The sequence below is a fragment of the Jeotgalicoccus psychrophilus DSM 19085 genome (assembly GCF_000425845.1).
Taxonomy (GTDB): domain Bacteria; phylum Bacillota; class Bacilli; order Staphylococcales; family Salinicoccaceae; genus Jeotgalicoccus; species Jeotgalicoccus psychrophilus.
Map to the genome: position 1 here is coordinate 51820 of NZ_AUEF01000009.1, position 19396 is coordinate 71215.

Sequence of the window (19396 nt, forward strand, 5' to 3'; positions counted from 1 at the left end):
TTCATTTACATACTCATTTAATTTAAGTAATCAGCGTTGATACTGCTCGTACTAGTATCAACGAATACAAGACCTCCTTAATATTAAGGAGGTCTATAGATTCTTAATTTATCTAATTATTAAACTCTCTATATCCCTTGGATATTCCGTTATTAGAACTGTATCATCCTCTGTTAGTACTACTGTATCAGAATGCCTGAAACCACCTACACCAGGAATATATATACCCGGTTCAATACAAAACACCATTCCAGCTTCTAGTTCCAAATCATTATCGAATCTAAGTGATGGTTCTTCATGAACCCCTATACCTATGCCATGACCTGTTCTGTGAACAACATATTCTTTCAACCCCGCCTTGTCTATTACATCTAATGCTTGTTGATTCACTTCTTTTGCTGTAACTCCTACTTTAATATAATCCAATGCTGCTTGTTGAGATTCAACCATTACATTGAACACTTCTCGCTGTTTCTCAGTAGGTTCTCCAATAAACATTGTACGTTCGCATTCAGCTCGATATCCATTCAATCCAACTTGTCTACTGTGAATAATAATATCTTTTTCTTCCAGTTTTCTTGAATTTGAAAATACATGTGGCATATTTGTTCTTTCGATTCCAGATGGTGACATTACAAAATAATCAAACGTAGAGTCAGGATATTTTTTGGATACTTCTTTAAAGAGATATTCATTACCAAAATAGTCCATCTCCAATTCACTTATACCTTGCCTAGCATTTTCTACCGACTCCTTCAGTGCCTGACTTACTAATTGACCTGATTCTTTAATCATTTCAATTTCTTCATCACTTTTAACAGCACGCATTTCTGTAATATCTTTTTCGATATTTTCAATACTAGAACCAAACTCTTTCAGCATTAGAGTAATCTGTGTTGGTAAAGCATTATATTCTATACCTATTGTCATTTCTGAACTTAATGTGTTAAGCATCACCTGTACTTGTTCAAGATAAGAATATGCTCCCTCTTTGTCTTTTACCTCATGATAAATATATAAGTGGTCAACATCAGTTTTATCTTTAGCATGATTTTCTTCCAAAGTTGGTATAATTAAACTTGTTTCTTTATCAGTAACGAGTATAAGAATCGGTCTCGAATACGTAATTGCTTTTAAACCGCTAAAATAATACTGATTTTCAAAATTTGATATTAACACTGCATCTAATGACTTTTCTTTCATAATTGTTCTTAACTTTTTAATTCTTGACTTGAAGTCCATAACTATTCAATCTCCTTTTAAAATTAATTAATTTTAAAAACTGATTCTCCTCTAGCGAATACTCTTTGAACCGTATTTAAGTGTTCTAAGTTTTCCAGTGGATTATCTTTAAGAATAACTAAATCTGCTTCGTATCCCTCTAAAATTATTCCTTTTTCTCGTTTCAATATTTTCCCTGCTGTGACTGTCGCTGTTTTTAAAGTTTCCTTGTTATCTTGAATCGTTTCATTCATTGCATATATTTCATCTTTCAGTGCATGATGACTGACACCAGGAGAACCCGCATCAGATCCTGCCCCGATTAAAATATCTCTCTTATGATATTTTTTAAACGCGGCATCATGAATCTTCACAATATCTTTTGCTTTTTTTCGTGCATATTCGGGCACTCCCTGATGTTCTGCAACCTGTCTATAAACAAATAATGTCGGATTCCACGCAACTTTATGTTCTTCCATTAAATCCATCAGCTCATCATCCATATAATGTCCGTGTTCTATTGTATCTACACCAGCAAGTATTGAATTTTTTATACTTTCCCTGCCGATAGCATGAGACGCTACATCTAAACCAAACTTATGTGCTTCGTCACAAATAATAGTCATCTCTTCTAAACTGAGTTCTGATTGACCAGCTGATTCACCTTCACTCCGCCCATAAACTCCTCCTGATGCACTAATTTTTATAACTGTTGCACCTTTATAGATTTGCTCTCGCACACCTTTTAATGCAGCATCTTTACCGTCCACAAAATTTGCCCAAAACGGATCATGACCGCCGGTCATCGTTAACGTCTTTCCACTTGTAATTATTTCAGGGCCTTTAATTACTCCTCTTCTTATTGCCTTAGAAACATGAATTGAAATATCGTCAATTGATCCAATATCTCTTACCGTTGTAATACCATGTTCTAAGTAATGATGCCCATTACTTACTGCTCTCATAAGCATCTGTTCGTAACCTTCTTTTTCTGTCATACTGACCGGATCTTCTGAACCATCCCAAATTACATGAACATGTAAATCAATCAATCCAGGAATCAAATATCCATCTTGGCCATCAATTTCATAGTCGGATTTTTCTTTACTCATTGGAGCGATTTCACTTATTACTCCATTTTCAAACCATATTTCATGGTCTTCAATCAATTCAAGCTCTGCGCCATACAGTATATTTATATTTCTGATTACACTATTCATTTAATTGCCTCCAGATATACAGGAATCTATTCAGCTGGTTGTACTTCTCTATTTTGTTTTTGTGTTAGCAAACTCACGATAATTAACGAAGCTACTGATAATGGTAATGCGACAATCACACTGTTCCAATCATTAGGACGATTCAGTACCATCTCCCAAATAAGAGTAGATCCTCCACCTAGTAACATAGATGTTAATACACCTGCTGTTGTTGCTTTTTTCCACATTAATGCAGCAAGTATCGCGGGTGTAATTGACGCACCATACATCGTATATGAATACATTTGAATTTCTAATACTGTTGGGAAAAACCTTCCAAGAACATACGCAAGTATACCTAAAATCACGACTGTTCCTCTGCTAAACCACAGTGTTTGTTTTTTCGTTAATGGTTCTTTTTTTCCACGGATAAAATAAAATAAGTCATAGACGATATTTCCAGATGCTGATAAAAGATATGACGTCGCTGTTGTAATAATAAATGCGACCGCTGAACATAAAATAAGAACCCCAACGAATACAGGTAAGCCTTCTACAGCTAATGTGAGTATTGCTGCGTCCGCTTCAATTTCTGGAAATATAACAATTGCAGTAGTCGCAAGTATAATTGTTAACCCTATGACTAAAAAATTACCCGCTATAAATCCGAGTACTGAGTTTTTAGCTACTTTTGCACTTTTAGCAGCCGAGAATCTTTGATACATATTTTGATCACCTAGAACTAATAAGAACAAGGGGAGGAAAAAACCTAATAGTTGAATAAATGACAGACCGCCGTTCCAAGTCTTTGTATGCTCAGGTAATGAAAGTGATAATCCTTCAAGTCCACCAGCTGTATTTAGTGCAAATGGAACACCTATTATAAATCCTAGAATGATTAACACTGCACTCAATGCATCAGAATATGCTACTGAGAACAATCCTCCACTTATAGTTAAAAATATTACTAGTAAACCTATAACAATTGCGCCCCATTCAAGCGACATCCCTGTCGTTAATTGAAGGACATACGCCCCACCTGTAAACTGATATGCTGTTATACCAATAAATGCGAATAAAATTATAATTGATGCAATGAGTCTTGTGACGCGGCCAAATCTCTTCTCCATAAGTTGTGGCACGGTATAAGTTGCACTATTACGCACTTTATCAGCAATAAAGTAAAGTACTATAGCCCCAACGATACCGCCTGATAAATTAAATATAGCTGCAAAAGGACCGTACTGATAAATAAAACTGGCGCCCCCAACAACGGTTCCTGAGCCTACAAAAGTAGCTAAAAGAGTTCCTATTACAACAAATAAAGGAAGACTTCTCCCTGCTACCATGAAATCATCACTATCTTGAATTGAGTTTTTAGCAAAATAGACACCCATCCCAGCCATTATTAGCAAGTAAACAATTACTGCAATTAAATATATACTCATAACTTCATCCCCTTTTAAGTTATTACTATACAATCAGTCCATTTTTAAAGATTAGTTTTTCTCCTTTTAAAACTTCTAAGTTTTCTAATGGATTGCTATCAATTACAAGTAAATCTGCTTTTTTTCCATTTACTATCGCCCCAAGATCATCCCTGTCAATACAATCAGCAGCGACACTAGTAGATGCTTTAATTACTTCCATAGAATTCATTCCAGCATCCTTCATGATTAATATTTCATCATAATAATACTTAGGCGGAGTCATTGGCCCACCACAATCAGTACCTGTTGCAATTTTCACACCAATCTCGACAGCTTGCTTAAGCATTTCGAAATGAGGTTTTACTACCGCTTCTGCTTTTTTTAATGCCCATTCAGGAATATCGGGGCTACTAGTTAATTGTCTCATTACCTTCATAGTCGGTACTAAAAACGTTCCTTGATTTTTCATAATCTCTAATGCATTTCGGTCAGCGTATATTCCATGTTCAATTGTATCTATACCAACTTCTAAGCAATTCATAATACCTTCAATTCCATCCGCATGAGCAGCTACTTTTTTATTCTTTTTTAATGCTTCTTCTTTAGCTGCACTCAGCTCATCTAAATTTAACTGCACAGACCCTGGTTCTTCTCCTTCTGTATATATTCCACCGGTCGCCATAACTTTCACTAAGTCTGCTCCCTCTTTTAAGACGCGTCTGGTGTTTTTACGTACTTCACTGTCACCATCAGATTCATATCCTAAGTAATGGACATGTCCACCTGTCATTACTACTGGAGGTCCTGAACATATGATTGTCGGCCCAGGTAATTTGTTTGCATTAATTTTATTTCTTAAGTTCAGGACAGTTCCTCTAGGAGCTCCCAAGTCTCTCACCGTCGTTATACCTAACTTTAATGTCTCCATAGCATGTGCATAGGCATCTAATATGATACTTTCGTCTGGTTCATAATTAATTACTGCTTGCGGATTTGCACTTCCATCCCAGACAAGATGTACATGACAATCTATTAACCCCGGCAATATATACTTACCTGAACAATCATGAACTTCATATTTATCCAGATCCTTTGGAACCTCTTTGGTTACTTCGATAATCTTGTCGCCTTCTATCACTACATTAAAATTCTCCTTAATCTCGTCTGATAGCCCATCAATTAAGTTACCGTTCTTAAGTAAAACTTTCACCATACTATCCATCTCCTTTATATATTCTAAATATTATCAATATACTGTTAATTTTATATTGATTTTCTCCACAAAAAATTCAGTGTACCGTTGTACTACGTCAACAACACACTGAATCAATTTCATTTATTTTTTTCATACATCTTGAGCGCTAACACTACAAGTGCATAGTTAGAACTTTGATTTATATCTATATTTAATAAGCCATTAATTTGAGAAAGTCGATATCTCACTGTATTTGGATGAACAAACATCTCTTCTGCTATTGCCTTGATGTTAAAGAAATGTGATAAAGCACTTTTTAAAGTATTGATTAAATTTCCATCTTTCTTTTTATCATATTCTATTATTGGTAATAGTATCTCTTCATCTAAACACTTAAATAACGAAAGTTCATCGATATTATAGACTAATTTTTCAATTCCTATATTATTCCACTTAGAAAGCTGTATTCCATCTTTTTTAGAAGAAAGCATTGCTGTTCTAGCCTGCATATTCATTTTACTAATCTCATCTAATGAGGTTTCTACATGTTCCGCGCTTAACCCTATAGACTGATAAGAATACATTTCCAGTATTTCTATCAATTCATTTAATTCTTCATCATTTTCCAAATACGCGATAAGCGTCCTATTATAAATCCACGTTAATACGTTTGAATTCTTCTCCATGAATACTGTATTAACTGAGTTAAATGCTTCTTCAAGAATTCTCTTATCTTCAAATGATACTCTCATACAATAACTTAATTTAGAAATAGGTATATAAAAATCATTTTCTTTTAAACTATTACTTTCATTGTTAATAAGTATTTCGAACTTTTTTATATCTCTAAGTCTCAAGTGATTATTTCCAGAGGATTGTTTATACGAGGACATACTTATAGCTCTAATACCCATGCGAATTACTTCATCACTATAAAAATTTTCCGTCGCTGTTTTATTTATAATAAGATATCCTAGAAAACTTTTCTTCGAAACTACTGGGATAATATTAATCACTAGTTCTTTATTACTTTCACTATTTACAGTTAGCTGCGTTTCTCTTTTAAAAAAACGAGTTTTTAATAACTCCTCTTTATGTATAGAAGTAATTTCACTTGTCAGTCTGTCCATATAGGACTGGCTGTAAACAGGTTCTTTCCAAATAGATTTAACTTTCATATGTGAGTCTAGTAAGATAATATTTTCTTTAATATAATTTCCAATCAAATTTATAATGTATCCAGGATCTTTTTCTAAAAAGACAGATTCTAATATTTTTTCATTCATTTTGTATATTTCATAACTTTTTAGATTCAACTGTTCATTCTCTAGTTGGTTAAATATATCCAATATTTTATGATATGGTACATTTATAGGAATACTAAAAAGTGGCATACTTAACTTCTTACAATGTTGAATAACTTCTTTTGGCACTTCTTTATAATGTGCTTTATGGAAACCTATCCCTAAAATCCCTAGCGTTTTAAGCCATGTAATTTGCTCATTAATACTATCGATATTCTTAAATGCTTGAAAAGTACTCAATACCAATCCATTTTTTTTAAAGTTATAATTTTTCTCTGGTAATTCTAAAATTGTTATATAATCTATCCTCACATCGGCTTCAGCTATGTCTTCAATAAGTTTTATCTCAATTTTCTTAAACTCTTTACACAATCTACTTAATGTCACCATAGTTGTATCCCCTTTAAGTTTAAATAAAGAAATCAAAAAATTAATTAAAACTAATAGAAAATTGATAATTAAGCACTCAAAAAAAGAGAAAATAGAACTAAATTCATCCCAAAATATTGTTTTCTCTTACAGTACTCATTAATTTTTCTTCTCCATCTTCATCACATACTCATTATTCTCTTCATCAAACTCTCCATATTCAAAACCAAGCGACTCCAGTAGCCTGCCCATCACGTCATTGCCTTTAACATAATCCGCAATGAGCACATCAAACCTGCTGTCCGCTTCAAATTGCTCTATCACTTTCTCCACAATCGCTTTGCCGTATCCTTTACCCTGATAGTCCTTATCCACCATCATCCGCCAAATCATTAATTCTTTTTCTTCCTCGTCTTCATCCAGCAGTATAAATCCAACTACCTTATCCCCGTCCTGCACCGCATACGGAAACACGTCTCCTGCTTTTCTATAAAGATACGCATCCGCAATCGATCTCACATTCGGTGCTATAAATTTCGCTTGGTTCTGCTCGTCTGTCACTTTCAGCTTCAACACCGCTTCATAGTTCTCTTCATTTATCTCAACAAATTCAACCATCTCATCAGTCCCCTATTCCACCGCTTCACTCACCGCAAAGTAGTTTTCCTGTCCATCGTTAAAGTTAAATGTCTTCATCCCCGGTATCTCCACCAGTTCACCGACATCCACGCCTTTTTCTTTCAGCTCTTTATACACCGCTTCAACATTCTCCACTTCGAACATCAGCGACGGCGTTTCCCTGCTCACTTCCGGACTGTATTTCTCGATAAACTCAAGCGGAAACATGACTATCGTCGTTTCCGATTCAGCGTCCGGCGCCACTTCATATCCTTTATAGTTCTCCATCAGATCCAATTCTTCTTTCACCGTAAAGCCTAATTTAGTCGTCCAGAAGTCCACCGCCATATCGATATCTTTCACATACAGCATAACGTTCGCCAGTTTTTTAATCATTTATATCAGTCCTTCTTAAAAAGATTACACTCTCCGGTGTTTCTTCAGCCCTAAAATACTCAGCACCGTAAAGCCAATAATGAACAGTGCTAAAGCCAGCAGTTCATTCCAAATATACGACCAGCTGTTTCCTTTAATCATCACTTCCGTCAGCGCGTCTCCCGCATATCTCAGCGGAAATCCATAGCCGATGTTATTAAACCAGTCTCCTATATAATCAAAGGGAATTAATCCCGATAAAAATATCTGCGGCACAGTGACCAGCAGAATCAAGAGCATCAGCCGCCCTTCGCTTTTCGACAGCAGCGCGATCATCATACCCGCCGCAGCACCGCTGAACGCGAGCAGTATATAAATGACAAACACCCATATCATACTCCCGGCAATCGTTACATCCAGCAGGTAAATCGAATACAGCACCAGCAGGACTGTTTCCAGCAGGATAAACAGACCGAGTCCCGTTAAATAACCGAGAATCACCTCACTCCGTCTGATTGATGTAGCCAGCATCCGTTCCAGCGTGCCTGACCAGCGTTCCCGGAACAGTGTAAGGCAGGTAAATACCGTCACAAAGAAAAACAGCACCAGGCCTGTCAATATCGGGAACATTTTTTCAAAAAACGTACTTGCTGAATCACCGTATAGAAAAGATGTTTCAATTTCAATCTTCGGAATCTCGGCCTCTTCCGGCAGAGCTGCCATAATTCCCTTCAGTCTTTCATCCTCCACAGCACGGACACCTGTCTCAACCGCCTGTTCTGCAGCAGCTGTTTTCGGCGGGTCTTCATTTTTATAAGTGACATTAAGTCCCTTGTCTTCCATACTGACAAACGCGTCCAGTTCATGGGTATCAAGCAGTGTGTCAAGCACCGGTGTCAGTTCATAGGTCAGAACTTCCACATCATCCGGCAGTCCTTCTGTAAAGGTCGGGTCCATCGTATCCGGTACGCCTATACGTATATCCGTTTCATTTTTGACATCAAAAACCAGATACATCAGCGTAATGACAACGAGCGGCGCCAACAGAACCCACAGCAGCATTTTTACATTACGGAGCATACTCCTGAATGTCTGCACAGCAATGGTACCCATCCCCATCATGTAACCGCCTCCATTTTTATGAACACTTCTTCGATTGAAACTGCCTTATATTCATTCATCAATGCTTCCGGCGGTCCTTCTGCCACTATTCTGCCTTTATTAAGCAGTACTACTCTATCGTATTTTTCGACGCCGCTCATGCCCTGTGCTGCTGCGATAATGCCCGCACCTTCATCTGCAAGCGTCCTCAGATGATTCCAAACCGACAATCGCAGCTCTGGATTAATCCCTGCCCCGGGCTCATCCAGCACAATCAATTTAGGACTGCCAAGCAAAGCAATAGCCAGTGACAGTCTCCGCTTCATGTCCCCTGAAAACTTCGATACCTTGTTACTCCCAGTTTCATGCAGTCCAACCAGCTTGAGGTTTTTATCGATTTCGCTTTTAAGTTCTTGTCCTTTAAGGTTTTTCAGTTTGCCGAAAAACACCATATTCTCATGCGCTGTCATCGTTCCGTAAATTGCTGCTTCCTGGCCCATATAGCCAATCTTACTCAGCATTTTCCGCTTCGGCATCTGTTCATCCAGCACATGTGCTTTTCCGTCTGTTAAATCTTCCATACCAATCAGGCAGCGGATACACGTTGTCTTGCCGGATTCCTCCGGGCCGATCAGTCCAACTATTTCTCCGGCTTTAACAGTTAAATTAATATCAGTCAGCACCTGATTAAAGAAAAATTTTTTATCAGCATCCTGCAGTGAAGCAATTATTTTAGTCACAGTTATCACGACCTTTATGTATACAATTATACTGACAAATACCCTCTCTTACATTCACTTAAGCATATAACAAATATTGTAAATCTGACAAATAAAAAAAGCTGCACGATGTAAAAACATCGTACAGCTTTTATACAGTTAATGATTCCGAGTGGGATCGAACCACCGACCTCTTCGATGTCAACGAAGCGCTCTCCCGCTGAGCTACGGAATCGTATTATTGACTACTTATATACTTTAAGCCAGTTCTGAAAATAAATCAACTTATACTAAGCATTTTATATTGCCTGAATATTTTAATTTTTATATCAATGAATTTTAATATGTGCTAATCTATAACCAGACTTAAGGGAGGTTTACTATGGATAAAAAACTAAGAAGAAAAGTATTATCAGCAAGTTTGATTGGTTCATCAATAGAATGGTTCGACTTTTTCCTGTACGCTGCAGTCGCAAGTATTATTTTTAATACGCAGTTCTTCGTGACCGACGATGCATTCCTGTCGAATATTCTGGCCTATTTCGGGCTGGCACTGTCATTCTTTATACGTCCTTTAGGGGGAGTCATCTTTGCACATATTGGTGACAGAGTCGGACGTAAGAAAACATTAATTATTACATTAAGCTTAATGGGCTTCGCAACCGCAGGTATCGGTTTACTGCCTACATATGCACAAATTGGTGTTGCTGCACCGCTGCTGTTACTCTTATTCAGACTAATACAGGGTCTCGGCATCGGCGGAGAATGGGGCGGCGCCCTGCTCCTTGCTACTGAATATGCACCGAAGAAACAGCGCGGGCTGTTCGGAAGTTTCCCGCAGATGGGGATTCCTATCGGTCTCGTTCTTGCTTACGGTTCATTCTTCCTGCTCACATGGGCAATGCCTGAGGAGATGTTCCTCGCATGGGGCTGGAGAATTCCATTTATCTTCAGTCTGCTGCTCGTTATTATCGGGCTGTTAATTCGTAAAGGTCTCGATGAAACGCCGGCCTTCGTTCAGATGCAGAAAGAAGCAGCTGAGAAAAACGAAGTCAGACGCCTGCCGATTGTTGAGATTTTTAAGAAGCACCCGAAAGAAGTGCTCATTACGACAGGTGCTAAATTTGTTGAAACCGGGCCGTTCTATATCTTCACGACGTTCATCGTCGGTTACGGTGTATCGAGTCTCGACGTATCATTCGAATTTATGATGCTGTCGATTATGGCGGTATCTGTGCTCACGACGATTATGATTCCGGTTATGGGCAGTCTGTCCGACAGAGTCGGACGGAGAAAGATGTTCCTGATTGGGGCAACGGCGATGCTGATTTACGCCTTCCCGTATTTCTTTATCGTGAATACACATGAACCGATGCTCGTTATTTTAGCAACATTCATCGGACTGGTTGTAATCTGGCCGCCGATTACGGCAATACTCGGCACGATGTTCTCCGAATCATTCAGTAAAGAAGTACGTTATACTGGAGTTACGCTCGGCTATCAGATCGGTGCTGCAGTTGCCGGTGGTTCTGCACCGCTTATCGCTGAATTCCTGATGAACCAGTTTGACGGTTCAAGTATTCCGGTATCGCTGTACATTGTAATGACAGCAATTGTGTCATTGATTGCAGTATTCGCAATGCGCGGAGAATCCGCTCAGGATAAAGAAGACAGATTAATGAACGCCGAATAATACTAGATGGAGTGAATACATTGATTACATTGACAGATAAAGAAATAGAAGAAAAATATAAGATCAGTCATGCAATTAAAGATGTTAACGCAATTTTAAAAGATTACAATGAAGATAAGATCGTAGAATCAATCCGCACAGTGCTGCCTGCAGGGGAAGACAGCTCAATGCTGTACATGCCGTGCATCAGCTTAACGCAGCAGGTATCGATTATTAAAACGGTGTCGATTTTCCCGACGAATAAAAATCTGCCGACAACGCAGGGTAATATTTTAGTAACGGACCTGACCGACGGCGCCCATAAGGCGACGATGGATGCATCGTATTTAACTAGACTCCGTACAGGTGCGATGACTGCGATTGCGACCGATAAACTGGCACGTGACGATGCGAAATCACTCGGCGTTATCGGGACGGGCAATATGGCATTCGAGCAGGTTCTCGGTGTCGTTGAAGTCCGGGATATCCAGAGAATTTATCTGTATAACCGCACTGCGGAAAAAGCGGAAGCGTTTAAAAAACGTTTAGAAGACTTTGGAATCTGGGCAGACATCGAAGTGATTGCTGATGTCGATGAACTCGTTAAACAGAGTGATATTATTAACTGTGCAACGCAGAGCAAAACACCGGTTTATAACGGTGAACTGCTGAAACCGGGAACTCACGTTAACGGTGTCGGTTCATTTACACACGAAATGAAAGAAATGGACCGTACGGCGATTGAGCGTGCAGACCATATTTATGTCGATGACATGGACGGAGTAAAAGATGAGGCTGGTGAACTCATCGATGCAGTTGAAGCAGGAATTATCAGCTGGGATGATATCAGAGGCACACTCGCTGATATATACGATAAAGGATATTTACGTGAAAATAACACAGACATCACGATTTACAAATGCGTCGGCGCAGGCTACTTTGACTTAGCCGTCGCAGGCGGCGTAATGAAGATGTTTGCTTAATATTGAGTGAAGTGAAGAACAGGTGAATCCAAAAGGATTCACCTGTTCTTTGGTTTTTTCAGTCTGTTTGATACGAATTCCCGCATGGCATTTCTTCTATTTTTTGTTCCATTTGTATCCCACTCCCCATACTGTATGAAAGTATTCGTCTATCGGAAATCCCAATTCCCGTATTTTTTCACGCATATTCCTCACATGGGAGTCCACCGTACGTCCTTCAGTCTCAGAATGAAAACCCCAGACCATCTCAATTAAATGCTCTCTCGAAAATACTCTTCCTGGATTTTTCATCAGTAATCCGATAATCGAAAATTCTTTTGGGGTCAATTTTACGTATTGATGCCTATACGATAATTCAAATTGGTCTTCGTCCCATAACAACCCATCCAGTTCAATCTGGTTAACAGGTTTTGTTCTTCGCAGTAATGCATCTATTCTTGCAACTAACTCTTCTTCATCAAAAGGTTTCGTTATATAGTCATCTGCACCCAGTTTGAGTCCTTTCACTATATCTTCTTTTTGTTCCCGTGCGGTTACCATAATGATGGGGATATCTGAGTATTCACGAATTTTTTTACATACTTCCCAGCCATTCATTTCAGGCATCATAACATCCAGAAGTATAATATCGAACTTTTCTTCTTTGATATATTCGAGACCTTCATTCGCACCTAAAGCCTTACGGCAAATATAACTATATGGTTTCAAATATAGTTCGAGGAGTTCCAGCATTCTCTCTTCATCATCAATCAGCAATACTTTTTTCATCTAAACCCTCCGTCGTCAAAGATATGATAAAAGCAGTTCCTTTGCCCGGTGTGCTTTCCACCCAAATAGCTCCATCATGCAATTCCACAATTTCTTTAGCGATGGCCAGACCAAGTCCAGATCCCCCGCTTGCCCTGGATCTTGATTTTTCAGCACGATACAGGCGTTCGAATATAAACGGTATATCTTTTTCAGAAATACCCTCTCCTGTATCTGAAATAGCCGTAAAAATTTTGTTTTTGTTTTGGCTCACTTCTATTGTGATTTGTTTGCCTTCAGGCGTATATTTTATTGCATTATCCAGAATATTCAATAGAACCTGCTGCATTCTCTCTGAATCTGCCATAAGAATGAAATTATCCGGACAGTTAAAAATAAGTTCTATATTTTTTTCTTCAAGTGCCGGACGAATGCGCGCTATAACAATTTTTATTAAATCAGCATACTTTATTCTCTCTTTTTTGATGTCAAATTCATTATGATCTATTCGTGCTAACTCAAACAGGTTTTTAATTAAATATGTTAAATACTCTGTTTCTTCCTGGATAATTTTAATGTATTTATCTCTATCCGTCGCTGATATGTTGGTTCTGCTGATGATATCCGTATATCCTTTCATATAGGTTAAAGGCGTCCGCAGTTCATGAGATATACTCCCTAAAAATTCATTTCTCTCAATTTTTAAGCGTTCCAGGTCTTCTGATAACCTATTAATTGAAGTCGCCAAATCTCCGAGTTCATCTTTTCGCTGTGCAGATAATTCCACATGATGATTTCCATTACTTAATTGCTCGGCCGCTTTTTTCATCTGTAATATCGGCCGGGTAATAACTCTGGAAAGAATAAATACTGTGATCACAGTCAGAAACAAACTCAACAAACCGACTAATAAAAACTTATGGCTGAGATGGTCAATAATTCGCTCGATGCTGTCACTTCCGGCAAACATGAAGACATGTCCGCTATGCGTTTCATTAAAGGTAATCGGACTATCTGTGGATACATATTTTTCTTCTGACCAATTAGATTTCAGGATAGCCCCTGCCCGGGGTATTTCACCATAATCTGTATGTTCGATGACTGAAACCATTTCGGGTGCAACCGGATCAGAACTCGTGATGACCTCTCCATTTTCATCTGTTATCACTACAATAAAATCTGATTCTGACTCCATAATAGAAACATGATTCATTGTCGATTCTGTAAAATTTTCTTCCAATACATCTCTATGAGTATTTCCCCGTGCCAGCAAATCTCCCATTACTTCTTCCACGCGATCAGTGACCAAGTTTGTATACAGTATGTAAAATAATATTATTTCAACAGTAAGAATCACCAGAAAAAACAATAACCCTATTTTCAAAGCTAATTTATTGAACATAAGAACCTCCCCGCACTCTGACATATTTTTATATCACATAAACTATTATAAATGATTCGTTGTTTAGATTATTATTGGTATATTCAGTAACCTACCTCATAGTGAATAATACGCTATTCTATATATTTTATGATTAAAATATCGATTTTTGATGCAGATTTCTTGAAGATATAATTTCATATATTTAGTTAAATACATTCTTTTCCCTTGAATCTGCATATAAAATGCAAATATTATGGGTAAGTTTTTGAATAGAATTAATCAAATGGAGGTTATATTTATGTTGAAAAACAAAATGTTATTGGCGTTCCTTTCCGTATTCGCCGTATTTTTACTGACTGCATGCGGTAATAGTGAAAATGAAGAGGGGCACGAAGACGAGATGGAGATGGAATCCGATTCCGGAGGCCACATGGAGCATTCTGCTGAAGAGATGTCCAGCTCTGGTGAAGTACCTGAAGATTTGGAAGAAGCAGATAATCCAACTTATGAAGTTGGGAGCCAGGCAATGATTGAAGCTGAACACATGCCAGGAATGGACGGTGCTGAAGCAACAATTTCAGGTGCTTTTGATACAACTATCTATACTGTCTCGTACACACCGGCAAATGGTGGAGATCCAGTAGAAGATCATAAATGGGTCGTCCATGAAGAATTTGAAAACCCTGGAGAGACGCCAATGGAACCAGGTGATGAATCAACAATGAACGCATCACATATGGAGGGAATGGAAGGTGCAACGGCTACGATTGATTCCGCCGAAGAAACGACTGTCTATATGGTGGATTTCGTTACAACTGATACTGAAGAAGAAGTTCAGAATCATAAATGGGTCACGGAAAGTGAATTGGCACCTGCAGAATAAAATTTCGAACTGATTGTCCATTGAGAAAAAATATAAATGCCGGCAAAAATTCAATTAGAATCTGCCGGCATTTATTCTATATTTTCCGAATTAAACTATTGTCTATTTTTAAAATTCATTAATTTTGTTTAATGCTGATTAACAATTACATTGACCTGGAACACAATTACACGTCACTTCGTCAACTGCATCCTCTTTTTTCATTTCTAATACTTTCTCCAATTCTTCTATATCTTTAAAGCTTAATGTTGATTTTGAAATTAAATCTGCAATAATTTTTCCAACATCCTTATTACATATATTATCGAAAGTTTGATCAAGTGTACTTTTGAGAAAATCACTTTCCTTTAAATTAGTTGAATAAATATATTTGTTGCCGTCCTTTTCTGTGTTTAATACACCTTTATCAACAAGTCTTCCAATAAGTGTTTTGGTCGTGGCCGGTTTCCAATTCTTTTTATTTTCTATAATATCTCTAATATCTTTACTCGTCGTTTTGTTTTGTGCCCAAACGACCCGCATTACTTCCCATTCAGAATCTGTGATATTTGAATCCATTGTTTTGGTCATACTCTCACCTCTGGTTTATTTCTCTTTTTACATCTGTGATCTATTTACTTCAAATCTTTTTATGTTATTCTACTTCAAATCTGTGAAGCAGCTGTGCATTGATTGCCACAATAATTGTACTGAGACTCATCAGGATTGCTCCTACAGCCGGACTGAGTATTATACCCCAGGGCGCAAGCACTCCTGCCGCCAGCGGGAGAACAATCACGTTATATCCGGTTGCCCAGATCAGATTCTGTACCAGTTTATTATACGTTCTTTTAGACAAGCTGAATATTGCAAGAATGTCTTTCGGATTACTGTCTACGAGAACGATGTCTGCACTATCCATAGCAATATCCGTACCTGCCCCAACAGCAATACCAACATCCGCTTTAGTTAATGCAGGCGCGTCATTGATGCCGTCACCCGTCATTGCAACAATTAACCCGCGTTCCTGAATTTCTGTCACTTTTTCCGCTTTCTCATTGGGCATTACTTCAGCATAAACTTCATCAATCCCAATTTGTTCTGCGACGTAATTTGCCACTTTCTGATTGTCTCCGGTTAACATTATAGCTTTAATATTTCTCTTATGCAGCTGGTCAATTGTTTCCTTGGAACTTTCCTTAATTTTATCTGCGAGTGCAACAGCACCTGCCAGTTCTTCATCTACCAGAAGAAAAACGACTGTTTTACCTTGTTGTGACCATTTTTCGAAATTCTTATCATCAAAATCGATATTTTGTTTACGTACATATCCCGGACTTACTACTTTGACTTGTTTATCATCAATTGTACCTTCAATTCCAACACCAGTAATTGAATTGAAATTTGTCATTTCAAGTAATTCAAGATCTTTTGCTTTAGCTTCATTGAGTATACCTGTCGCAATAGGATGTTCAGAGTCATTTTCCACAGTTGCTGCATAACTTAAAAGCGTATTTTCATTCATATTATTGAAAGTCTGTATATCTGTAACGCCAAATTTCCCTTCAGTCAACGTACCGGTTTTATCGAATATCACAGCATTAATTTTCCGCGCATTTTCAAACTGTGGACGTTTGCGGATTAACAATCCGTGCTTTGCAGCAAGTGATGTAGACACTGAGATTACCAGCGGTGCCGCCAGACCTAAAGCATGAGGACAAGCGATAACTAAAACAGTGACCAATCTCATGATTGCAGTATCTACAGTAGCTCCAATAACTATCCATACGATGAATGTGATAATCCCGGCAGCTAAAGCGATATAGAATAACCATTTGGCTGCTTTGTTAGTTACATCCTGTGTTTTAGATTTAGTACGTTGAGATTCTCTGACCATGTCTATAACTTGTGTCAGGTAAGATTCGTTCATAAGCTTCTCTACTTCAATAGTGAGCGAACCCTCTCTGTTAATTGAACCGCCAATGACCTCGTCATCAATGGACTTTTCGACAGGGACGGACTCACCTGTCAGCATAGATTCATCAACTTGAGATTTCCCTTTCACAATTTTTCCATCCAGCGGCATCTTTTCTCCGGGTTTGACCAGCAGTAAATCTCCTGCTTCAATATCATCAATCTGCACTTCTTCTGTTTCACCATTTTCAGTGAGACGATTTGCCGTATCCGGCATTAATGATGCGAGAGATTCCAGAGCCTTGGAAGCATTGTTAATAGAGCGCATTTCAATCCAGTGCCCAAGAAGCATGATTAGTACAAGAGTTGCCAGCTCCCAGAAGATTTCTTCCCCATTGAATCCAAAAACAACCGCCATGCTATAAAAATAAGCAACGGAAATCGCCATTCCTATTAATGTCATCATACCCGGCTCTTTGTTTTTCAGTTCATCGTAAGCACCTTTGATGAAAGGCCATCCTCCATAGAAGTAAACGAATGTAGCCAATGCTGCCACAATATAAATATCTCCGCTAAATTGCCAATCCACACCTAAGAAGTTTTGAATCATTGGAGATAGCAGTACTATTGGAATTGTGAATATCATAATGATAAAAAACTTATTCCGAAACTCTGTTACCATGTGTCCGTGGTGGTCGTGTCCGCCATGCTCATGATTACTATAATCATGAGACTCGTTACTTTCTCCATGATTATGATGATTGTGTTGAGAATGTTCATTTGGTTGTTTCATGCTATTCCTCCTAAATTATTAAATTTGACCGTTTACAACTGTAGTCGTTTAATCAGTTTAAGTTTACATCCGTAATCGTTCATTGTCAAGTATCTATATAAATTATTATAAAAAATGCATGTGCAGAAACTATCCATTAAAAATGCAGATATTATAACACTGAATAGCGTTATAATATCTGCATTTAATCAAATTTATTTAAGTTGTAAATCTGTCAGACAGGTACTGTCATTTTCAAAAGTTGAGAAATCAGATTCAACTTTTTTTCCATCATAATTAATTTCTAAAGTATAATTTCTATCTCTCGGCAGCCAAAAGTCCAAGAATCCATTCTCAAGTGTTGTAAGTCTTTCGTCAACGTGAACTTCTCCATCTTCATCTATAATTTTTACATCCATCTCTTCATTTACCATCTCTCCCTGACAACCAGTTAAGCTATGAAATTCACATGGGTGTGTATAAGAGATATAAGGTGCAATGGACACAAAGAACTCATCTTCCGGCAAGTTATAGACATTCTCATCTCCATCATCTTCAACAATAAGTGTTTCATCATTAATAGATGCTGATTCTACAATATTACTAGCACTTAATTCTGTAACCATTTCTTTAATATTTGATTCGTTTGATACTGAGTCATCGCTACAACCTGCTAACATAAATATTACACCTAGAAAAATTGGCATTATATACTTTTTCATCTACATTTCTCCCTGATATTTAATTTTATCAATATTTTTATATACTCATTATTAGAAACCCTGAAAATCTCCAAAGTACGGCTGCAGCCAAATGATAATCTGAGTCAATCCATCAAAATAAAGAAGAATACCCATTAATATCATTGTGATTCCACCAATTTTCATGATGATATTAGAGTATTTCAACATCCAGCGTGTACGAGATACGAAGAAACTTAAAATAAAGAATGGAATAGCAAAACCCAGACAATAGACAATCATTAACATTAAAGCATTGTTTGGCGCACTCGCACTCATTGCAAAAATAGCGCCAATAATTGGGCCATTGCACGGTGTCCATCCGGCACCGAATGCCATACCTATTAAAGTCGAACCAAAAAAACCGGAAGGCCTGTTCTTAAATTGTATTTTCCTCTCCTTCATAAGGAAATTAAAATTAAGAACACCTGTAATGATGAGTCCGAATATAATAATCAGGATTGAGCCCAGTTGTCTAATCAAATTCGCATGTTCAATAAGTAATCCACCCAAAAAAGACGTTCCAAAACCCAATGCTATATAAAACAGACTGAACCCTATAAGAAAGAATAGTGTATGTAATATTGCCCATGCATTAAATTTTTGATTTTCTACTTCATTATAACTCATTCCTGTTATGTAAGAGATGAAGGCAGGAAATACCGGAAGTACACAAGGTGAAACAAAACTTAAAAATCCAGCTCCAAATGCCAGGAAGAAAGTCATTTCACTACCCAAAAAAACACTCCATTCGTATTAAAATTTTTAAATAAATCAGGATAATTCCTAAA

The 19396-nt window shown here is 37.6% G+C and carries 18 protein-coding genes and 1 tRNA gene; 3 read left to right on the forward strand and 16 right to left on the reverse strand.

Features of this window, described 5'->3' with window-relative positions; genetic code table 11:
* Positions 1 to 108 precede the first annotated feature (108 nt).
* From H625_RS0104700 to H625_RS0104745, 10 genes are all read right to left on the reverse strand, one after another.
* On the reverse strand, positions 109 to 1242 hold the full coding sequence (locus tag H625_RS0104700) for a M24 family metallopeptidase (RefSeq protein WP_026858887.1): 1134 nt from the start codon (positions 1240 to 1242) through the stop codon (positions 109 to 111).
* A 23-nt stretch (positions 1243 to 1265) separates the two neighbouring features.
* On the reverse strand, positions 1266 to 2441 hold the full coding sequence (locus H625_RS0104705; RefSeq protein WP_026858888.1) for a metal-dependent hydrolase family protein: 1176 nt from the start codon (positions 2439 to 2441) through the stop codon (positions 1266 to 1268).
* A 26-nt stretch (positions 2442 to 2467) separates the two neighbouring features.
* On the reverse strand, positions 2468 to 3868 hold the full coding sequence (locus H625_RS0104710) for a sodium:solute symporter family protein (RefSeq protein ID WP_026858889.1): 1401 nt from the start codon (positions 3866 to 3868) through the stop codon (positions 2468 to 2470).
* A gap of 25 nt (positions 3869 to 3893) precedes the next feature.
* Complete coding sequence (locus tag H625_RS0104715) at positions 3894 to 5063, reverse strand: metal-dependent hydrolase family protein (RefSeq protein WP_026858890.1); 1170 nt, start codon at positions 5061 to 5063, stop codon at positions 3894 to 3896.
* Between the two features lie 119 nt (positions 5064 to 5182).
* Entirely contained in the window at positions 5183 to 6739 is a 1557-nt protein-coding gene (locus H625_RS0104720; RefSeq protein ID WP_026858891.1) for a helix-turn-helix domain-containing protein, read from the reverse strand.
* A 138-nt stretch (positions 6740 to 6877) separates the two neighbouring features.
* Entirely contained in the window at positions 6878 to 7336 is a 459-nt protein-coding gene (locus H625_RS0104725; RefSeq protein ID WP_026858892.1) for a GNAT family N-acetyltransferase, read from the reverse strand.
* A gap of 12 nt (positions 7337 to 7348) precedes the next feature.
* Positions 7349 to 7732: a VOC family protein gene (locus H625_RS0104730; RefSeq protein WP_026858893.1), complete on the reverse strand. Its 384-nt coding sequence runs from the start codon at positions 7730 to 7732 to the stop codon at positions 7349 to 7351.
* A 24-nt stretch (positions 7733 to 7756) separates the two neighbouring features.
* Positions 7757 to 8833: an ABC transporter permease gene (locus H625_RS0104735; RefSeq protein WP_051238974.1), complete on the reverse strand. Its 1077-nt coding sequence runs from the start codon at positions 8831 to 8833 to the stop codon at positions 7757 to 7759.
* On the reverse strand, positions 8830 to 9552 hold the full coding sequence (locus tag H625_RS0104740; RefSeq protein ID WP_026858895.1) for an ABC transporter ATP-binding protein: 723 nt from the start codon (positions 9550 to 9552) through the stop codon (positions 8830 to 8832). Before H625_RS0104740 ends, H625_RS0104735 begins: the two co-directional genes overlap by 4 nt.
* 142 nt (positions 9553 to 9694) lie before the next feature.
* Positions 9695 to 9766, reverse strand: a tRNA-Val gene (locus H625_RS0104745).
* Between the two features lie 147 nt (positions 9767 to 9913).
* Here H625_RS0104745 and H625_RS12575 point away from each other — a divergent pair.
* Together H625_RS12575 and H625_RS0104755 are read left to right on the forward strand one after the other, a co-directional pair.
* A complete protein-coding gene (locus H625_RS12575) occupies positions 9914 to 11224 on the forward strand; it encodes an MFS transporter (RefSeq protein ID WP_035785184.1) in 1311 nt (436 codons plus the stop codon).
* Between the two features lie 20 nt (positions 11225 to 11244).
* Positions 11245 to 12186 carry an ornithine cyclodeaminase family protein gene (locus H625_RS0104755; protein WP_026858896.1) on the forward strand — a complete coding sequence of 314 codons (942 nt, stop codon included), beginning with the start codon at positions 11245 to 11247 and terminating at the stop codon, positions 12184 to 12186.
* A 96-nt stretch (positions 12187 to 12282) separates the two neighbouring features.
* Here the strand turns inward: H625_RS0104755 and H625_RS0104760 are convergent, their stop codons facing one another.
* Positions 12283 to 12954 carry a response regulator transcription factor gene (locus tag H625_RS0104760; RefSeq protein WP_026858897.1) on the reverse strand — a complete coding sequence of 224 codons (672 nt, stop codon included), beginning with the start codon at positions 12952 to 12954 and terminating at the stop codon, positions 12283 to 12285.
* On the reverse strand, positions 12932 to 14335 hold the full coding sequence (locus tag H625_RS0104765) for a HAMP domain-containing sensor histidine kinase (protein ID WP_026858898.1): 1404 nt from the start codon (positions 14333 to 14335) through the stop codon (positions 12932 to 12934). The genes H625_RS0104760 and H625_RS0104765 overlap by 23 nt, the downstream gene beginning before the upstream one ends.
* 280 nt (positions 14336 to 14615) lie before the next feature.
* On the opposite strand from H625_RS0104765, the gene H625_RS0104770 reads away from it, so the two are divergent.
* A complete protein-coding gene (locus H625_RS0104770) occupies positions 14616 to 15200 on the forward strand; it encodes a YdhK family protein (protein WP_026858899.1) in 585 nt (194 codons plus the stop codon).
* Positions 15201 to 15338: 138 nt separating this feature from the next.
* Here the strand turns inward: H625_RS0104770 and H625_RS0104775 are convergent, their stop codons facing one another.
* The 4 genes from H625_RS0104775 to H625_RS0104790 form a co-directional block, all read right to left on the reverse strand.
* Complete coding sequence (locus tag H625_RS0104775) at positions 15339 to 15770, reverse strand: CopY/TcrY family copper transport repressor (RefSeq protein WP_026858900.1); 432 nt, start codon at positions 15768 to 15770, stop codon at positions 15339 to 15341.
* Positions 15771 to 15834: 64 nt separating this feature from the next.
* Positions 15835 to 17886 (reverse strand): copper-translocating P-type ATPase, encoded by a 2052-nt coding sequence (locus H625_RS0104780; RefSeq protein ID WP_026858901.1) that lies wholly within the window; start codon positions 17884 to 17886, stop codon positions 15835 to 15837.
* Positions 17887 to 18080: 194 nt separating this feature from the next.
* Positions 18081 to 18587 carry a CueP family metal-binding protein gene (locus tag H625_RS0104785; RefSeq protein WP_026858902.1) on the reverse strand — a complete coding sequence of 169 codons (507 nt, stop codon included), beginning with the start codon at positions 18585 to 18587 and terminating at the stop codon, positions 18081 to 18083.
* A gap of 51 nt (positions 18588 to 18638) precedes the next feature.
* A complete protein-coding gene (locus tag H625_RS0104790; RefSeq protein WP_026858903.1) occupies positions 18639 to 19343 on the reverse strand; it encodes a cytochrome c biogenesis protein CcdA in 705 nt (234 codons plus the stop codon).
* Between the last annotated feature and the right edge of the window lie 53 nt (positions 19344 to 19396).